Below are 17,878 nucleotides of genomic sequence, written 5' to 3'. Positions count from 1 at the left end.
GCGAACGAAAGCGGCCGGGGCGGCCGCGGGGTTGGGTGGAGCCTCCTAAGGAGCCGCGGTGGAACCGCGTACGACCAGCTCGACGGGGAGCGTCCGGAGCGAGGGGCGGTCCGGGTCGCCGGCGATGCGCGCCACGAGGGCGTCGCCGGCCGCTGCGCCGAGGCCGAGCTTGTCCTGGCGCAGCGTGGTGAGGGGCGGGTTCACGTGAGGGGCGAGCTGGATGTCGTCGAACCCGACGATGGAAAGCTGCTCGGGCACGCGCACGCCGGCTTCGGCGGCGGCCCGGATGGCGCCGATGGCCATCATGTCGGCGGCGGCGAAGATCGCGGTCGGGGGCTCGTCGAGGGCGAGCAGCTGAGCGGTCTGCTCGCGCGCGGACTCCGCGTAGAAGTCGCCGTACCGCACGTACTCGTCACGGTAGGCGAGCCCGAGCGCCTGGATCGCGGCGCGGTATCCGCGCAGCCGGTCCACGCCCGGGCGCGAGTCGATCATGCCGGTGACCGTCGCGATCCGGCGGTGGCCCAGCTCGTGCAGATGGCGCACGGCGGCGGCCGCGCCGGCCTCGTTGTCGCTCATCACGACCTCGGTGCGCGGGCCCTCGAGCTGCATGTCGATCGCGACGCACGGGATCTCCCCGCGCACGAGCCGGCGGACCTCGTCGTCGTCGGGGTCGAGCCCGATCAGCGCGCAGCCATCGACGTTGTGGTGGCGGGCCCGCTTGAGGTAGTCGTGCGGGCCGTAGCCGCCGCCGGGGCGCTCGGAGGCGAACAGCAACAGGTCGAAGCCCTCACGGCCGACGCGCTGCTTGAGACCACCGAGGACCTCGTGGAAGAAGGGGTGCTGGAGATCCGGATGACCCTCGCCCGTCTCCATGAACACGCCGATGACGTGCGAGCGCTGGGTGACCAGCGAGCGCGCCGCGGCGGCCGGCGTGTAGTCGAGCTCGGACGCGAGGCGCATGATGCGCTCGCGCGTCTCGGGACGCACGTCGGCGTAGCCGTTGAGGGCTCGCGATACGGTGCCGACCGACACGCCGGACCGCCGCGCGAGCTCGCGGATAGTGACTCTCTCCTCCATCTCCAAAAACGGTTTCGGAAACCGTGGGCGGCAGTATGCACGGAGTCCGAGCAAAGGTCAAGGAACTTTCTGCGCGAAACTGGACGGCGTGATCGGCGAGCTGCGCGAAGGTCCGCTCCACCGCGAGCTCAAGCGGCGTCTGGCCGCGCCCGGCGACGCGTTCGAGGTCCGGGTGGACGGCTTCGTGATCGACCTCGTGCGGGCGGACGGGGAACTCGTCGAGGTCCAGACGGGCGGTTTCTCCGCGCTGCGAACGAAGCTGGACGCGCTGCTGGATCGCCATCGCATGCGGATCGTGCACCCCGTCCCGACGGAGCGACGGATCGTGCGGGTGGACGAACACGGCGAAGTGCTCTCGACGCGGCCCTCACCGAAGAAGCCGGGCGCGGCGACGATCTTCGAAGGGCTCGTCTCCTTCCCCACGCTGCTCAGCCACCCGCACCTGACGATCGAGGTCCTGCTGTGCCGCGAGGACCACGTGCGCGCGCCGGCGCCCGTCCGTGGCCGCCGCTACCTGCGCGACCCCGGACAGCGCGTCCTGCGCGAGGTGCTCGAGCGCGTCGAGCTGCGCGGCCCGGCGGATCTCGCCACCCTGCTGCCGGAGCTCCAGGCGCCGTTCACCACGCGCGAGCTCGCCGCGGCCATGAAGGTGCCGCTGCCGCTGGCGCAGAAGGCCGCCGCGTGCTGCCGCGCGCTCGAGGTCTTCGCCGACGCGGGCAAGCGCGGGCGGGCGCCACTGCACGGTTGGGGCCTGGACCCCAGGACGAACGGAATGGGAAGGGACGCCTGAGCAGTCCAGACTGGCGGGCATGAGATGGGTTGTCCTCGTCGCCTTGCTCCTGGTGGGGCTCGGCGCGTACTCGTTGTTGAGCTCGGCACACGAGATGGGCATGGCGGTGATGGCCGACGCGAACGAGCAGACGGGTGCGACCGCGCCGCGGCTGCTCGAGCGTGAGGTGCGCGTGCGCGGTGAGATGGCGATGCTCGACCTCGTCTGCCCGGCCGCCGGCGGCTGCCGCGGCGTGATGACGATCGAGCTCGGCGAGAAGGTCGGCAGCGCGCCGTACGCGCTGCCGGGCGCGCGGACGATGCGGTACGCGCTGCCCCTGCCGCCGGGCTCGCGCGCCGAGCGCGCGAAGCTGAGCTGGCAGGAGGACAGCGGCGCGTCCGGCCACGCCGAGATCGAGCTCAAACGCGGGTAGGTGGCGGGTTGAGCCCTGTGACGCGGCTCAACCCGCCACGCACGCGTCAGAGCGCGGCCCTCAGCCGGTCCAGCGCGGCCACCTCGGCCTCGTACATCGCGGTCACCTCGTCGGCGAGCGGCGGCATCTCGCCCGCCACGTCGCGCTCGGCCTGCACGCTCCAGCGCGCCGGGTCCTCGCGGTCGATGAGCTCGCGCAGCTCGTCGCCCGGCTCCAGCGCGGCGTCGACGATCGCCTCCCAGCGCGCCGCGGCCTCGCGCCACGGGGCCGACGGCAGCTCGCGGCCGAGCAGCGCGCTCGCCTCGTCGAGGAAGTCGGCGTAGAGCCCGCGCAGATGCGCGCCGCCGGACGCGCCCGCGTAGATCGAGCCGCGCGCGCTCGCGGTGCCGCGGCCGTCGGCGAACACCGTCGGCCAGCCCTTCTTGTGGCGCGTGTCGGTGATCATCCGCGCCCACTTGCGCCAGGCCGGCAGCGAGAACGAGTCCGACTTCTCGCTCAGATGCTCGACCTGCAGGCGCAGGCCCTCCTCGATCGCGGCGCGCAGGTCGCCCACGTCGACGCGCGCGGGGTCGATCGTGATCAGCCGGTGCTTGTAGGAGCTCACGCGCGCCCGCGCGTCCGCGACGCGCTCCGCGCTGACGACCTCGCGCTCGGTCGAGCGGTCGTCGATCAGGTACGAGTCGCCCGAGCGCCCGTAGACCACCACCGGTGAGCCGCCGAACCCGTCGCGGCTCTCCGGCAGCCCGCGGTGCCCGAGCTGGTACGGGTCGATCCACGCGATCGCCGGCAGTCCCTGCTCCAGCTGGGCGTCGAGCGCCGCCGCCGCGGCCTTGCGCCCGCCCGTCTCGTGCAGCACCGCCTGCAGCCCGAGCCGCTCGGCCAGCCCGGACGCCCAGCGGGCGGGGTACTGCCACTGGCGCCGGAAGCCGAGCGTCAGCGCGCGGTAACCCCACGCGTCGAACTCCCACAGGATGTAGCCGGCCCCGAGCCCGCCGCCGATCCCCAGGATCATCGCCTCGCTCAACGGCGCGCCGTCGTGCTCGACGCCGAGGTTCGCGAGGACGTTGGCGAACGCGGCCGTCTCACCCTCGACGCCGCCGCGGAGCTCCCAGTGGACGGGCGCCCCGGCCTCGACGTGCCGGCGGGCCACGGTGTAGGCCTCGCCGGTGCGCGCCATGCGGTCGCGGACGAGCTGCTTGAAGTGCTTGCGAGCGGTCATGATCGGTCTCCGGACGGCCGGCGCCGGCCTCCACACGACGCAGCGCCCGCCGGGTGCGGGAACGCGGATCACGACAACTGTTCATCCCGAGGACAAGGATCCCCTTTGCTCCCGCGTAGGCGACCGGTGTGGACGGCGGCTCAGGGAGTCCGGCGAGAGAGAAATCGCCGCACTTGGGAATGTTAACGCCGGTTCTGCGAGACTGCCGCGTCCGATGGAAGTTGTTACTCACGTGTTACCGGAGGGGGCCGACCTGCCCTCGGCGAAGGCCTCGCTGGCCGAGCATCTCGACGTGCGCGCGGACCGCGCGACGAGCGGGACGACGACCTTCTACGACACGTTCGACGGCCGCCTGCACGCGGCCGGTTTGACGCTGCGCCACAGCGGCACGGAGCTGGTCCTGCTCGACCGGGAGACCGGCGCGACGCTCGCCAGCGCCGCCGCACCCGCCGCCAAGCGCCTGTTCGACCGCGACCTGCCCGAGGCGCTGCGCGCCCGGCTCGCACCCGAGATGGAGATGCGCGCGCTGCTGCCGGTGGCGAAGGTCCGCACCCACCGGCTGCCGCTCGCCGTGCTCAACGGGGACGCCAAGACGGTGGTCCGGCTGGAGCTGACCACCGCCGACAACGGCACCCGCGGGCGCGTCACCGCCACCGCGGTGCGCGGCTACGAGGCCGAGATCGAGCGCGTCCGCGCCACGCTGGCCGAGACGCTCGCGCTGCCGGAGGCGACGGTCCCGCTCGTCGACGAGGCGATCGCGGCCGCCGGCGGCGACCCCGCGGGCACGAGCTCCAAGCTCGCGCTCACGCTGGACCCGGACGAGCCCGCCAGCCTCGCCGCGGCGACTGTATTCGGCCGCCTGCTCGAGGTGATCGACCTCAACCTGCCCGGCACGCTCGACGACGTCGACTCCGAGTTCCTGCACGACCTGCGCGTCGCCATCCGCCGCACGCGCAGCCTGCAGCGCCAGTTCAAGGGCGTCTACCCCGAGCGCCTGCAGCACTTCCGCGACGAGTTCAAGCGCCTGCAGGCCGTGACCGGCGACCTGCGCGACCTCGACGTCTACCTGCTCGACTTCCCCGAGCTGCGCGACTCGCTGCCGGAGAAGATGCGCGCCGACCTGGACCCGCTGCGCGACGTGCTCGAACAGCGCCGGGTCAAGGCGCTCACGGCCACGCGCCGGGCCCTGCGCGCGCAGCGCACGGGCGACGCGCTCGCCGAGTGGAACGAGTTCGTCACGAGCCGCCGCCCGTCCGACCGCACGGTCTCCGACCTCGCGTCGCACCGGATCACGCGGGTCTACCGCAAGATGGTCAAGATGGGCCGGGCGATCGACGACGACTCGCCCGCCTACGACCTGCACGAGTTGCGCAAGGTCGGCAAGGAGCTGCGCTACCTGCTCGAGTTCTTCGCCAGCCTGTACCCGCCGGAGATCGTCAAGCCGTTCGTGAAGACGCTCAAGGGCCTGCAGGACCAGCTCGGCCGCTTCCAGGACCGCGAGGTGCAGGCCAACGCGCTGCGCGACCTGGCGCCTGCGGTCAAGGGGCATCCGTTCACGCTGATGGCCATGGGCGTGCTGATCGAGCGCTTCATGCAGGAGGAGATCGCGGCGCGGGCCGAGTTCGCCGACCGGTTCGCGGTCTTCGCGTCGAAGGCGCAGCGCGACGTCGTCAAGGAGCACTTCGGGTGAGCCAGGTCCTGGCGACGTACAACATCAAGGGCGGCGTCGGCAAGACGTCGGCCGCGGTCAACCTCGCGACGCTCGCCGCCCACGGCGGCGACCAGACGCTGCTGTGGGACCTCGATCCCCAGGGCGCGAGCACGTACCTGTTCCGCGTCAAGCCCAAGATCAAGGGCGGCGGCGCGAAGCTCGTGCGCGGCAAGACGGACGCCGACGGCCAGATCAAGGGCACCGACACCGAGGGCCTGGACCTGCTGCCCGCGGACTTCTCCTACCGCCACATGGACCTGGCGCTCGACGGCGCCAAGACCAACCGCCTCGACCGCGTCATCAAGCCGCTCAGCGAGTACCGCTACGTCTTCCTCGACTGTCCGCCGAGCATCAGCCTCGTGTCCGAGAACGTCTTCGAGGCGGCCGACGCGCTGCTGGTCCCGATCATCCCGGCGACGCTCAGCTCGCGGACGCTCGACCAGCTGCACGAGGTGCTCAACAGCGACGCCAAGGTGCTCGGCTTCTTCTCGATGGCCGACCGGCGCAAGAAGCTGCACCGCGAGCTGATGGAGGAGCTGGGGCGCGAGCACGACGTGCTCGAGACGGTGATCCCGAATTCGGCGGACGTCGAGCGCATGGGCGCTGAACGGGCCGCGCTGGTCGACTTCGCGCCGCGCAGCCGGGCCGCGCGCGCATACGCCGACTTGTGGACGGAGATCCGCGAGCGGCTCTAGCCTTTTTCCAGCGATGGCGCGAAGGTCGGACGCTGCGTATCCCCCGTGGGCCGTCGTGAGCGGGCCCGACCCGGCGTTCGACGACACGACCCGCCGGACCCACCACGCGGTCCTGACCTCGGCGGCGCTGCTGGACCTCTATCGCGAGCGCTTCGGCGAGGACGTCGCCGTCGGCTACGACGTGATCATCCGCCGGCTCGGGCTGGTGTGGGACTGCCGCTGGGACGGGGCGGCGAGCGTCGTCGGGTTCCGCTGCGCCCGCTGCGGGCGCGCGCTCGCCGACGGCGCGCGGCGCGACAAGGAGACCGCCGACAACGTGGCCTACGTGCGGGATCTGTGCGCGGCGTACGTGCGCGGCGGTGTGGACGCGCTCGCCGAGCTGATCCCGGACGACGTCGAGTGGATCCCGCGCATCGCCGAGGGCCGCGTGCTGCGCGGGACGCATGAGCTGCGGGCGTTCCTGGCCGAGCGGCCGCCGGGCGGGCCGGTGCCGCAGCCCGTGCGAGTCGAGTCCATCGGCGAGCACGTGCTCGTGCACTTCACCGGCGCGGGCGAGGTGTGGTCGGTGTATCTGTTCGAGCGCCGCCGGCTGGTCCGCGCGGTCAGCTTCGACTCGAAGGCGGTGGCGGTGCGAGCCGCGGCGTAGGACGCCGCGGCCCAGACCACGGTCAGGTCGCGTCGCGGAGGCGCTGGGCCTCGGGGAGCGACTCGAGCTTCTTGAGCGTGTGGTTCTCGATCTGCCGGATGCGCTCGCGCGTGACGTTGAACGCCCGCCCGACCTCCTCCAGCGTGTACGGACGCGCGCCGGTGAGGCCGAAGCGCATCTCGATGACTTCGCGCTCGCGCTGCGGAAGCGCGTCCAGCGCCCGCCGCACGTTCTCCTTGCGCAGGTTCTCCGAGGCCACCTCGAAGGGCGACTCGGCGGCCTCGTCCTCGACGAAGTCGCCCAGCTCGGATTCCTCTTCCTCGCCGATCGGCTTCTCGAGCGAGACGGGCTGCTGGGCCATGCGCAGGATGTCGCGCACCTCGCGCACCGAGCATTCCAGCTCGTTCGCGATCTCCTCCGGCAGCGGCTCGCGGCCGAGCTGCTGGACGAGCTGGCGCTCGACGTGCACCACCTTGTTGAGCTTCTCGACCATGTGCACCGGGATGCGGATGGTCCGGCCCTTGTCCGCGATCGCGCGCGTGACGGCCTGACGGATCCACCAGGTGGCGTACGTCGAGAACTTGTAGCCGCGGCGGTAGTCGAACTTCTCCACCGCGCGGATGAGGCCCAGCGAGCCCTCCTGGATCAGGTCCAGGAACGACAGGCCGCGGCCGAGATAGCCCTTGGCGATCGAGACGACGAGGCGCAGGTTGGCCTCGACCATCTCCTGCTTGGCGACGAGGTCGCCGCGCTCGATGCGCCGCGCCAGCTCGACCTCGCGGTCGGCCGTGAGCAACTGCACCTTGCCGATCGAGCGCAGGTAGAGCCGCAGCGAATCCAGGCTGGGCTCGACCGTGAGGTCGATCTCGGGCTTGCGGGCACCCTCGGGAGCATCCTTCTCCCGGCGCGCCTCGGGCTCCGAGTTGGTCACCGGCTTGCCATCGGCCGTGACGATCTCGATCCCCTGGTCCAGCAGGTACGCGTGAAGCTCTGCGATCTGCTCCTTGGTGACCTCCACCTCTTCCAGTGAAGTGGCGATCTGCTCGACGGTCAGGATCCCCCGTTCCTGGCCTTCGGCGATGAGCGGCTTCAGCTCGTCGATCTCGCTGATCGGAGCCTCGTCCACCAGCAATGCGTCGGTCTTGGTGCCCAACCCTCTAGTCCTTCGGGACGTAACTTGAGCGATCCCCGCCCCCGGGGCCGCTCCCATCCGTGCCTATCCGTCTGTCCGCGACGAGTTGTCGCAATGGGCGCCGAGTTCGTGGTTTACCCCTTGTGATCCTGGGGAACCTGTCTGCGCCGTCCCGGCTTTGTAGCACGGGATACGTGGTCTGTCTTTGGCAAAACCTTGGTCCATTCGTCCAGGTTTGTCGGTATACGCCCGAACCGCGTCAGCTTCAGGACCCGCGGGCATCCCCGGACCGGGGTAGCCCAGTTCCGTGAGTGCCGCCCTGGCCCGATTGCACGCGCGCCCCGACGCCGCGCTCGGACCGGCTCCGCTGCCGCCCGGAACGCTCGTGCACGTACCGGCCGACGCTCCCTCCCCGACGGCGCTGGCGGTGATGCTGCACGGCGCCGGCGGCTCGGCCGCGAGCGCGCTCCAGCTCGTCCGCGAGGCCGCCGAAGCGCACCAGGTCGCGGTCCTCGCGCCGCAGTCGGCCGGCCGGACGTGGGACATGATCGAGCGTGACTTCGGCCCGGACGTCGCGACCATCGACTCAGCCCTCGCGCACGTGTTCGCCTCGTTCGCCGTCGACCCGGCGCGGATCGCCCTCGCCGGCTTCTCCGACGGTGCCTCCTATGCGCTGTCGCTGGGCCTGCGCAACGGCGACCTCGCGACGCACTTGATCGCGTTCTCGCCCGGCTTCGCGACGGGCGGCTCAGCGGTCGGGTGGCCCAAGGTGCTCATCACGCACGGGACCGAGGACCGGGTGCTGCCGATCGACCGCTGCGGTCGACGGGTCGCGTGGCGGCTGCACGGCGCCGACTACGACGTCCGCTACGAGGAGTTCGACGGCGGGCACGTCGTCCCGCCCGCGCTCGCGGACGCCGCCTTCGCCTGGCTCGCACGCTGAACCCGTACGCTGGGTGTCATGACTCTGCCTTTCGAGGACGTTCAGAGCCAGGCTCCGACGCTCTCGCTCTCCCTCTCGCGCGTGGGCGTGACCAACGTCGAGAAGGTCATCCGCATCGCTGCGAACGGCGCCGAACAGCTCTTCTACGCGAAACTGGACTGCTTCGTCGACCTCGGCCCGCATCAGAAAGGTGCGCACATGAGCCGCTTCGAGGAGGTCGTCAACGACGCCATCGGGGAGGTCGTGCTCGGTGAGGCCGCCTTCCGCGCCGAGACGCTCGCCGCGCACATCGCAGAGAAGGTCCGCGACCGCCAGGAAGCCCTGCGCGCCGAGGTCCACATCGAGGCGCGCTATCCCGAGCACAAGCCGGCCCCAGTCTCCGGCATCCAGACCCAGGAGATCTACTCGCTGCTCGGCGCCGCCGTCGCCAGTGGGGCCGGCACGCGCCGGCTGATCGGCGTCCGCGCCCAGGGGATGACCGCGTGCCCGTGCGCGCAGACCGCCGTCCAGGCCCGCTCCCACGAGCGCCTGCTCGAGGACGGCTTCTCCGACGACGAGATCGCGCGCATCTTCGAGGCCGTGCCGGTCGCGACCCACAACCAGCGCGGGCTCGGCACGCTGCACATCGGCTGCCCCGAGGACTGCGACACCGACATCGACGCCCAGTGGCTCGTCCAGATCGTCGAGGAGTCGATGTCCTCGGAGATCTACGAGCTGATGAAGCGCTCCGACGAGGGCGCCGTGGTGGAGAAGGCGCACCGCCGGCCGCGCTTCGTCGAGGACTGCGTGCGCGAGATGATCCGCGGGACCGTCGAGCGCTTCGGCGACCTCAGCGACCGGCACTTCGTCTCGGCCCGCCAGGAGAACCTGGAGACGATCCACCAGCACAACGTCACCGCCGAGCGCTTCGGGCTCATGGGCGAGCTGCGCAACGAGATCGCCACGGGCGACCACTCGTCGCACCACGTGTCGCTCCGTGAGTGGCTCGACGGCGCGCACTGATCTCGTCGGGCCGGGGGTGAGCATCGACCCGGGGCTCGTCCCCGGGTTCTCGCGCTCGCGCGTGACGTTCCTCGTGGACGGCGTCCCGGTGGAGCCGCGCGTGGTCGCGCACCGCTGGGACCCCGACCTCACGGAGACCGTGTATGCGCTCACGGACGCGCTGCGGCTGCACGAGCGCCGCGGCATCCGCGGCGACGTGCTGTGCGCGGACTGGTCCTACGAGGGATCGGGGCGCGTGAAGGTCGAGGGCGGGCCCGCGACCGGCCTGCGGATCCCGCTGCGCGGCGGGTCCCCGCTCGGCGCTTCGCTGGACGAGCGGCCGTTCGCGGCCTGGCTGGCGCGCCACGCGCCGCGGCTGACCACGGACTCGGCCGCGCTGGCCGAGCGCTACGCGGCCCAATGGTTCGCGCTGTACGCCGACGGGCCGGGCCCGCTCGCGCTCAAGCTGCGGGAGCTGCGCTGGATGCGCGCGCTGAGCGGCGCCGAGGCCCGGCTCGCGGTCTGGGACGGCGCCGGCGACCCGTACACGCCCGCGATCGAGCTCGGCGAGCACCACCAGGTGTCGCTGTTCGCCGCGCGGGAGGCGGCGCTGGACGCGGTGCTCGCGCGCGGCGGGTTTAGCGCCGTCCCCACCCGGCTCGACCAGGCCGTCTGGCACTGGGGCATGGTGCGCTCGCTCGGCGGCGGCGACCTGCGCGACGCCGTCGCGGCGAAGTTCCTGCACGACGGCTACTTCCGCGACCAGCCGCACATCACCTGGACGGCCGCGCTCCCGTTCCTGCTCGACGACTTCGGCGAGCGCGAGCGGATGGGGCTCGCGCAGGCCGTCGACGCGCTGACGCTGTCGTCCGACATCGAGACGACCTGGGTGCTGCTCGCCCTCGTGCGCGTCGGCTTCGCCGCCCGCTTCGCGCGCTCGTGGAGCGCGTGGGCGCCGACCGGCGCGTGCGCGTGGCTGGACACGTTCTTCCGCGGCGTCGTCTGCGACGGGCTCGCCGACGTCGGCCCGCTGCGCGTGGACGACGTCCCGTTCAAGGAGGAGGAGCTCAGCTTGGAGCGCGACGGGCCTGGCGGGCCTGCACGAGCGTCCTGAAGCCGAAGAAGTAGTCCGCGCCGGAGATGACGGTGATGATCGTCGTCACCCACACGAGACCGTCGACCCACAAGGGCGAGCCGTCGACGAGGATCAGCACCATCACCATCGCGACCTGGAAGGCGGTCTTGATCTTGCCCCAGATGCTCGCGGGGATGACCTCGCCGTGCTCCATCGCCAGCTGCCGCAGCCCGGTCACCGCGAACTCGCGCGCGATGATCACCATCGCCACCCAGGCGCTGACCCGGTCCAGGGAGACCAGGCTCACCAGCGCGGCCGTGACCAGGAGCTTGTCCGCCAGCGGGTCCATCAGCTTGCCGAACGTCGTGATGCTCTTCTGGCGGCGGGCGATCCAGCCGTCGAGGGCGTCCGTGAACGACGCGAATGCGAACACCGCAGCGGCGACTCCGTCCAACCCCCCGCCCTCCTGCACGAGCGCCGCGACGAGCACGGGCACCAGCAGGATGCGCAGAAGCGTCAGGACGTTCGGGACATTGAGCTCGAACAACCGGGGCTGAACGTTAGCCTGGGTAGCCGAACCACGTGGACGATCTCTTACGCATGCTCGCGTTGCTGGCGCTGATCGCCGGCAACGCCTTCTTCGTGGTCGGCGAGTACTCGATCGTCACCGCACGCCGCTCGGCGCTGCGCCAGCGCACCGGCAAGGGGGCGCAGGCGGCGCTGCGGTTGATGGAGGACCCCGTGCGGGTGATCTCCACGGTGCAGGTCGGGATCACGGCGATCGGGGTGCTCAGCGGCATCGTCGGCGAGACCGCGATCCGCAACCTGCTCGGCGACGCCGTGCCGTCATGGCTGGCGTTCCTGATCGCGTTCAGCGTCGTCACCTACCTCAGCGTCGTGCTCGGCGAGCTCGTGCCCAAGGCGCTGACCCTGGAGAAGGCCGAACTGCTGGCGTCACTGGTGGCGCGCCCGATCGAGCTGCTCGCGCGCGTGCTGCGGCCGGTGGTGTGGGTGTTGCAGGGCACCGCGAGCTACCTGCTGCGGCCGTTCGGGATCACCGAGGTGATGGCCGGCGAGTCGATCCAATCCGCCGACGAGCTGCGCGCGCTCGTCGATGAGGCCGAGGGCCAGGGCGTGATCCCGCGCGCCCAGGAAGAGATGCTCCACAACGTCTTCGACTTCGCCAGCAGCGAGGTGCGGGACGTGATGGTCCCGCAGCCGGACGTGGTGTGGATCGAGGCGTCGCTGACCGGCGACGAGGCACTCGGGCTGGTCGTCGAGCACGGGCACTCGCGCTACCCGGTCGGCCGCGAGTCGCTGGACCACCTGGTCGGCGTCGTGCATTTCCGTGACCTGCTCGCCTCGCGCGGGGAGCTGGTGGGCGCCCTGGCGCGCCAGCCGCCGATCGTGCCGGAGACCAAGGACCTCGGCGCGCTGCTGCGCGAGATGCGCGAGGGCCGGCAGGCGATGGCCGTCGTGGTCGACGAGTACGGCTCGACGGCCGGGATCGTGACCGTGCACGACGTGCTCGAGGAGATCGTGGGCGAGATCGAGGACGAGTTCGACCTCCCCAACAACGAGCTCGAGCGCATCGACGACCGTACCGTCGAGGTGTCCGGGTCCATGAGCATCGACGACTTCAATGAGGAACTGGGCACCGAGCTTCCCCAGGAGGGACCGCGCACGCTCGCCGGGTTGGTCTTCGACGCGCTCGGGCGGCGCCCCCAGCCGGGCGACGAGGCCGCCTTCGACGGCGTGACGCTCCGGATCGAGGACGTCGACGGCCTGCGTATCACCAAGCTCCGAGCCTCCCTTTAGGGTGAGTTCATTCGGCTTAGAAATGCTTCCGGACATGACGCGCATCGTGGTCATCGATCCGCAGCCGGCCGTTCGCGCCGGACTCGCGATGATGCTGCGCACCGAGCCGGGCCTGGTTCCGGTGGGTGTGGCCCTGGGAGCCAAGGACGGACTGGAGCTCGTCGAGCGCCAGCGCCCGGACGTCGTGCTGCTCGATGCCGGTGACCTCGGCCTGGTCCGCAAGCTGCGCGCGCTCGACCCCGCGCCGCGCGTCGTGCTCTACGCCGCCTTCGAGGACCCGACGCTCGTCGTGACCGCCCGCGTCGCGGGCGCCGACGGCCTGGTCTCCAAGGAGGCCGACGCCGAGGTGCTGTACGCCGCGCTGCGTGCCGTGGGCCGCGGCGGCACCGCGCTGCCGGCGCTGGACCGCGCCGCGATGGACGCCGCCGCGCACCGTGTGGAGCCCGAGGACCTCGCGCTGCTGGCGATGCTCGTGGACCGGACGGAGCCCTCCGAGGTCGCGGCGACGCTGCGGCTGAACCCGCGCAAGCTGGCGCGGCGGATCGAGCGCCTGCTGGCGCGGCTACGCCCGGCGCGCCCCCACGCCGTCTAGCGCACTATCGTGGGGCGTAATGCCTCTCGTCCCCATGGTCATCGAGCGCACCGCCCGCGGCGAGCGCGAGTTCGACATCTTCTCGCGGCTGCTGAACGAGCGGATCATCTTCCTCGGCCAGCCCGTCGACGACCAGATCGCCAATCTGATCGTCGCCCAGATGCTCCACCTGGAGTCTCAGGACCCCGACAAGGACATCTCGCTGTACATCAACTCGCCGGGCGGGTCGATCTACGCGGGCCTTGCGATCTACGACACGATGAACTTCATCAAGCCCGACGTGGCGACGATGTGCGTCGGGATCGCGATGTCGATGGGGTCGTTGCTGTTGGCCGGCGGCGCGAAGGGCAAGCGGTTCTCGCTGCCGAACTCGCGCATCCTCATCCATCAGCCGAGCGCCGGGTTCGAGGGCCAGTCCACGGACATCGAGATCCACGCGCGAGAGATCATCAAGACGCGCAAGCGGATCGACGAGATCTACGCCAAGCACACGGGGCAGCCCGAGGAGCAGGTGCACCGCGACATGGAGCGCGACCGCTTCTTCAAGGCGGATGAGGCCGCGGAGTACGGCCTCATCGACCGGGTCATCTCACAGCACTGAGTGCTCGATCACGCCTAGGGCTTCGATCTCGCAGCGGACCTTGTCGCCGGGCTGCAGGTAGCGAGGCGGATCGAACGCCTCGCCGACGCCGCTCGGCGTGCCCGTCAGCACGATCGCGCCGGGCTCGAGGGTGCACGTCTCGGCGATGAAGTCGACGATCTCGCGCGGGTTGAAGATCATCGCCCGCGTGTTGCCGTCCTGACGGATCTCGTCGTTGACGTGGGTCGTGATCCGCAGGCCGAGGGCGTCGGGGATCTCGTCCGCGGTCGTGATCCACGGGCCCCACGGGCAGGAGCCGTCGAACGCTTTGGCGCGCGCCCACTGCTTCTCCGAGCGCTGGAGGTCGCGCGCGGAGAGGTCGTTGGCGACGGCGTAGCCGATGATCTGGTTCTCGTCGCCGATGACGAGCACGAGCTCGGCCTCGTAGTCGAGCGCCTGCGTGGCCGCGGGCGGTGAGACCAGCTGGTTGGGCGCCGCGCTGGAGAGCGGCAGCTTGAGGAAGATCAGCGGCTTCTCGGGCCGCTCAGACCCGAGCTCGGCGATGTGCTCGGCGTAGTTGCGGCCGACGCAGAAGATCGCGGGCGGGCGGGGGATCGGCGCCAGCAGCGAGACCTCGCTGAGCGCGTGGTCGGGGCCGGTGGCGGGGGCGCGGTCGGCGTCCTGGAGGGTTTCGAGCAGCGACGCGCCGGTGGTGAAGGTCACGATGCGGCTGCCGCGAACCTCACCCGTGAGACCCGAGGTGCCGCCTGGAGGAATGAACGTGGCGAGTTTCATTGGACAAATGACCGGCTATGGGAACGGCGTTCCTTTGTCGATGATGTCGGACGTGGATGTGAGCGCGATTCAGGCTGCCGCGGCGGCCACCTCGACGACCTACCGCTCGTTCGCGGACGCGACGCGCTCCGTGCTCGACCTGCTCGAGCGCCACGTGCCCGATGCCGCGGTGTTCATGGCGCACCTGGACCGGGGCCAGTTCATCCACCGGATCGTGGATGTACGCCGGGGCGCAGACTACGGACTGCGCTCGAATCAGGCGCTGCCCCTGGGCGACGCGTTCTGCTCGCACATGGCCGAGGGCCGTGGGCCGCGGTTGACGGGTGACGTCGGCGGCGTCGAGGAGTACGCGGGGCTGGCGATGCGCCAGCGCACCGGGGCGCGGTCCTACGTCGGTGTGCCGCTGGAGCTCTCCGACGGGACGCGGGTCGGGTCCTTGGCGGCGGTGTCCCGTCGCCGCAATGCCTTTGTAGCTGCCGACGAGCAGCTGTTCGTGATGCTGGCCCGGGTGCTGGCGGGCGAGCTTGAACGAGAGTCCAACGCACGAGATTTGCGCAGGTTCAACGACATGCTTCGAGATCAGGCCAAGGGAATGGGTGCGATCGGCCGGGTGGCCAAGGCGCTCGCGGCGGGTGACGATGCCCGCCAGGCGATCTGCGAGGCGGCCTGCGAGGTCATGGACGCGCCGGTCGCGTTCCTGCTGGAGCCGTCGGGCCGCGACTTCGCGTCCACGGCGATGGCCGGCGCGAACGTGCAGCCCGTGACGATCCAACCGCGTGGCGACGGCTCCGGGGGCGGCAAGGCGTTCACCGCCAAGGAGGCCTACTTCGTCGCCGACGCCCGCAACCATCCGGCGCTGGCCGCGCCGCTGGTGGAGGCGACGTCGGCTCGGTCCGCCGTGTTCGAGCCGGTGCTGCGCGACGGGGACGTCTGCGGGGTGCTGATCGTGATCTGGCAGCGGCCGCTCGACAAGCTGCCCGAGGCGTCGGGCGGGATGCTCAAGCTGGTCGCGGCCCAGGCGGCGATCGCGATCGAGCACGCGGGCCTGCGGGCGCGGGTCGCGGCCCTGGCTCTGACGGACGCGTTGACCGGGCTCGTGACCCGGCGCGTGTTCGACGAGGAGCTGCCGCGGGAGCTCGCGCGCGCCCGTCGCGGCGACACGCCGGTCTCGGTGGCCGTGCTCGATCTCGACCACATGAGCGCGTTCAACATGATGCGCGGCGAGGGCGAGGGCGACCGGCTCGTCAAGGAGACGGCGGCGCGCTGGCGTTCGGAGCTGCGCGAGGTGGACGTGCTGGCGCGGCTGGACGGCGTCGAGTTCGCGCTGGTGCTGCCGAGCTGCGGGCTGAGCGAGGCGGTCGAGGTCGTGGACCGCGTGCGCGGCGCGACGCCGCGCGGGCAGACGGCTTCGGCGGGAGTGGCGCGCTGGGACGGCGAGGAGCCGGCCGAGCTGCTGATCGCCCGTGCCCAGGAAGCGCTGGCGGCGGCGAAGTCGTCCGGCCGAAACGTGACGATTCCGGCCGAGTAACTCAGGTTTACAGAAGTCCGCTCGGGCTTCGTGTAGGCTTCCCGGCCAGAAATCGAGTAACGCCGAGTTCTTCCGTCCCCTGGACGGGAGGAACGGGGGACCCAGTGTTGCGGCTTTGGTCAGGCCGACTGGGGCGAATCGCCGCCTGCTTGGCGGCGTAGCGCAGGCCTTTGCGCGAGCCCGACAGCTAACCCCGTAGGCACGAGGCCCTAAGGAGTGAGAGTTGTCGGCTCACGAGTTGTCGTTCCCGTATGAATCATCCCGTAACCGCGATCTGAGCGACGCGGAGCTGTGGGCACGGTCGCTGCGGCGCTCCGTGCACCGGCGCGAGATCACGGAGGCGGCGCGCAAGCACGCCATGCGGCGCAAGAGCGCCGCCGTGGCCGTGACGGCGTCGATGGCCGCCGGGCCGGTCGCCGCACCGTTCGCGGCCGTCGCGTCGGCTGGGGGTCCACGCGCGGTGGCCACCAAGACGGCTGACACGCAGCGCTCCGCGATCGCGCTCCCCTCGGGCGCGCTGGTCGAGTACGGGGACACGGGCGCGGCCGTCGCGGCCGTGCAGCAGGCCGTCGGCGTGGACGACGACGGGATCTTCGGGCCGGTCACCCGGGGCGGCGTCGAGCGCTTCCAGTCCCGCGCCGGGCTGCCTGTGACGGGGCAGGTGGACGCCAAGACGTGGGCGGCGATGTTCCGCTCGCAGGTGTCCTACGTGGGCAAGGACGGGTCGACGTCGGTGACGATCAAGCACCGCGGCGGCGGGGCCGAGGCTCCCGCCGGCGAGGTGGAGGTCGCTCCGGCCGAGGCGACCAAGCCGGCGGTCAAGAAGAAGTCGGGCACGAAGAAGAAGGCGGCCACGACGCCGCGCTCGACCACCCCGGCCACCTCGACCGATCCCGAGACCAACCGCAACGCGATCACCAACACGCAGGCCGTCAACGCCCCCGCCCCGGCTCCCGCGCCGGTCAGCCAGGGCGCCGGCTGCGGCGCGGGCCGGATCGCGACGCCCGTCGCGGGCACGGCGACCGGCGCGTTCGGCGAGGACCGCGGCTCGCACGCCCACGCCGGCAAAGACATCTCCGCGCCGACCGGCACCGCCGTCCGCGCCGCCCAGTGCGGCACCGTGACCAAGGCCGGCTGGGACAACGGCGGCTACGGCAACCTCGTCTGCATCGAGCATGAGGGCGGCGTCAGCACGTGCTACGCCCACCTCTCGACCGTGGACACCAAGGTCGGCACCTACGTCCACGTCGGCGACGTCATCGGCAAGGTCGGCTCGACCGGCCGCTCCACCGGGCCGCACCTCCACTTCGAGGTCCGCGAGAACGGCAAGGCCGTCAACCCCGACAACTACCTGAACGGCTCCAAGACGATCGCCGGCGCCGCCCCCAAGGCCGGCAAGTCCACGAACGCCCAGCTCGCCGTCAACCAGGCCGGCTCCGAGGCCGCCTGGGGCGAAGCGACCCCTGCCACTTCCGCCCAGGTCGAGGCCACGCTCGCCGCCGCCTGGGCCGCCGAAGCCGAGGCCAGCACGCCCGCCGCCCAGGCCGCCGCCACCGCCCCGTCCGCGCTGGCCGTGACGGACACGGCCACCACCCCGGCCTACGGCGCCCCCGCCACGGCCCCGGCGACGGACCCGGCCGCCACGACCGCGCCGGCCACGGACCCCGCCGCCACGACGGATCCGGCCGCGACGGAGCCGGCCGCGGCCGTCGAGGCCGCCGCGCCGTCCGAGGCCGCGCCGGTCGCCGAGGCCCCCGTCGAGACGGTGCCTGAGCCGGTCGCCGAGGCCCCGGTCGAGACCGCGCCCACGCCCGAGCCGGCCGCCGAGGCCCCGGTCGAGACCGCGCCCACGCCCGAGCCGGCCGCCGAGGCCCCGGTCGAGAC

General features: G+C 71.7%; 18 protein-coding genes and 1 riboswitch. Of the genes, 13 read left to right on the top strand and 5 right to left on the bottom strand.

All coding sequences use genetic code 11. From position 1 onward, the window contains the following. Positions 1-45: 45 nt before the first annotated feature. On the bottom strand, positions 46-1,077 hold the full coding sequence (locus OJ962_RS13745; protein WP_202955250.1) for a LacI family DNA-binding transcriptional regulator: 1,032 nt from the start codon (positions 1,075-1,077) through the stop codon (positions 46-48). A gap of 88 nt (positions 1,078-1,165) precedes the next feature. Here OJ962_RS13745 and OJ962_RS13740 point away from each other — a divergent pair, with 88 nt between their 5' ends. Together OJ962_RS13740 and OJ962_RS13735 are read left to right on the top strand one after the other, a co-directional pair. Continuing rightward, on the top strand, positions 1,166-1,867 hold the full coding sequence (locus tag OJ962_RS13740; RefSeq protein WP_202955249.1) for a hypothetical protein: 702 nt from the start codon (positions 1,166-1,168) through the stop codon (positions 1,865-1,867). Positions 1,868-1,886: 19 nt separating this feature from the next. Continuing rightward, on the top strand, positions 1,887-2,279 hold the full coding sequence (locus tag OJ962_RS13735; RefSeq protein ID WP_202955248.1) for a hypothetical protein: 393 nt from the start codon (positions 1,887-1,889) through the stop codon (positions 2,277-2,279). A 46-nt stretch (positions 2,280-2,325) separates the two neighbouring features. Here the strand turns inward: OJ962_RS13735 and OJ962_RS13730 are convergent, their stop codons facing one another. Further along, the gene (locus tag OJ962_RS13730) at positions 2,326-3,498 is read right to left on the bottom strand and encodes a BtrH N-terminal domain-containing protein (protein ID WP_270006402.1); all 1,173 of its coding nucleotides are present in this window, start codon (positions 3,496-3,498) and stop codon (positions 2,326-2,328) included. 232 nt (positions 3,499-3,730) lie between these two features. On the opposite strand from OJ962_RS13730, the gene OJ962_RS13725 reads away from it, so the two are divergent. The 3 genes from OJ962_RS13725 to OJ962_RS13715 are packed head-to-tail and all read left to right on the top strand — an operon-like array spanning position 3,731 to position 6,550. Beyond that, positions 3,731-5,188, top strand: coding sequence for a CYTH and CHAD domain-containing protein (locus tag OJ962_RS13725; RefSeq protein ID WP_202955246.1), 1,458 nt, complete (start codon positions 3,731-3,733; stop codon positions 5,186-5,188). Then, positions 5,185-5,904: a ParA family protein gene (locus tag OJ962_RS13720; RefSeq protein ID WP_202955245.1), complete on the top strand. Its 720-nt coding sequence runs from the start codon at positions 5,185-5,187 to the stop codon at positions 5,902-5,904. The genes OJ962_RS13725 and OJ962_RS13720 overlap by 4 nt, the downstream gene beginning before the upstream one ends. 13 nt (positions 5,905-5,917) lie before the next feature. Continuing rightward, on the top strand, positions 5,918-6,550 hold the full coding sequence (locus OJ962_RS13715) for a nuclear transport factor 2-like protein (RefSeq protein ID WP_202955244.1): 633 nt from the start codon (positions 5,918-5,920) through the stop codon (positions 6,548-6,550). A 22-nt stretch (positions 6,551-6,572) separates the two neighbouring features. On the opposite strand, the gene OJ962_RS13710 is transcribed toward OJ962_RS13715, so the two are convergent. After that, a complete protein-coding gene (locus OJ962_RS13710; protein WP_238931817.1) occupies positions 6,573-7,703 on the bottom strand; it encodes a sigma-70 family RNA polymerase sigma factor in 1,131 nt (376 codons plus the stop codon). A 286-nt stretch (positions 7,704-7,989) separates the two neighbouring features. On the opposite strand from OJ962_RS13710, the gene OJ962_RS13705 reads away from it, so the two are divergent. Genes OJ962_RS13705 through OJ962_RS13695 form a run of 3 tightly spaced genes read left to right on the top strand, consistent with a single transcriptional unit; the run spans position 7,990 to position 10,720 of the window. Further along, positions 7,990-8,625, top strand: a complete 636-nt coding sequence (locus tag OJ962_RS13705; protein WP_202955242.1) for an alpha/beta hydrolase — start codon at positions 7,990-7,992, stop codon at positions 8,623-8,625. An 18-nt stretch (positions 8,626-8,643) separates the two neighbouring features. Continuing rightward, positions 8,644-9,627, top strand: coding sequence for a GTP cyclohydrolase MptA (gene mptA / locus OJ962_RS13700; protein WP_202955241.1), 984 nt, complete (start codon positions 8,644-8,646; stop codon positions 9,625-9,627). A gap of 16 nt (positions 9,628-9,643) precedes the next feature. Next, the gene (locus tag OJ962_RS13695) at positions 9,644-10,720 is read left to right on the top strand and encodes a hypothetical protein (protein ID WP_270006401.1); all 1,077 of its coding nucleotides are present in this window, start codon (positions 9,644-9,646) and stop codon (positions 10,718-10,720) included. Here the strand turns inward: OJ962_RS13695 and pgsA are convergent. Continuing rightward, entirely contained in the window at positions 10,674-11,228 is a 555-nt protein-coding gene (gene pgsA, locus OJ962_RS13690) for a CDP-diacylglycerol--glycerol-3-phosphate 3-phosphatidyltransferase (protein ID WP_202955239.1), read from the bottom strand. The genes OJ962_RS13695 and pgsA overlap by 47 nt on opposite strands. Before the next feature lie 35 nt (positions 11,229-11,263). On the opposite strand from pgsA, the gene OJ962_RS13685 reads away from it, so the two are divergent. From OJ962_RS13685 to clpP, 3 genes are read left to right on the top strand one after another with little or no spacing between them, the layout of a single operon-like run. Beyond that, entirely contained in the window at positions 11,264-12,499 is a 1,236-nt protein-coding gene (locus OJ962_RS13685; protein ID WP_202955238.1) for a hemolysin family protein, read from the top strand. Between the two features lie 34 nt (positions 12,500-12,533). Next, the gene (locus OJ962_RS13680; RefSeq protein WP_202955237.1) at positions 12,534-13,091 is read left to right on the top strand and encodes a response regulator; all 558 of its coding nucleotides are present in this window, start codon (positions 12,534-12,536) and stop codon (positions 13,089-13,091) included. 19 nt (positions 13,092-13,110) lie between these two features. Next, entirely contained in the window at positions 13,111-13,692 is a 582-nt protein-coding gene (clpP, locus tag OJ962_RS13675; protein WP_202955236.1) for an ATP-dependent Clp endopeptidase proteolytic subunit ClpP, read from the top strand. Here clpP and OJ962_RS13670 read toward each other — a convergent pair. Next, positions 13,681-14,466 carry a fumarylacetoacetate hydrolase family protein gene (locus OJ962_RS13670; RefSeq protein ID WP_202955235.1) on the bottom strand — a complete coding sequence of 262 codons (786 nt, stop codon included), beginning with the start codon at positions 14,464-14,466 and terminating at the stop codon, positions 13,681-13,683. The genes clpP and OJ962_RS13670 overlap by 12 nt on opposite strands. Before the next feature lie 52 nt (positions 14,467-14,518). Here OJ962_RS13670 and OJ962_RS13665 point away from each other — a divergent pair, with 52 nt between their 5' ends. Together OJ962_RS13665 and OJ962_RS13660 are read left to right on the top strand one after the other, a co-directional pair. Next, positions 14,519-15,994: a sensor domain-containing diguanylate cyclase gene (locus OJ962_RS13665; protein ID WP_270006400.1), complete on the top strand. Its 1,476-nt coding sequence runs from the start codon at positions 14,519-14,521 to the stop codon at positions 15,992-15,994. Between the two features lie 50 nt (positions 15,995-16,044). After that, a riboswitch (cyclic di-AMP (ydaO/yuaA leader) is annotated at positions 16,045-16,213 on the top strand. Positions 16,214-16,310: 97 nt separating this feature from the next. Continuing rightward, positions 16,311-17,878 (top strand): peptidoglycan DD-metalloendopeptidase family protein (locus tag OJ962_RS13660; protein ID WP_270006399.1); only part of this gene is annotated, 1,568 nt, incomplete at its 3' end.

This window comes from Solirubrobacter deserti (assembly GCF_027587175.1).
Lineage (GTDB): Bacteria > Actinomycetota > Thermoleophilia > Solirubrobacterales > Solirubrobacteraceae > Solirubrobacter > Solirubrobacter deserti.
This window is presented reverse-complemented; position numbering and strand designations above follow the sequence as displayed.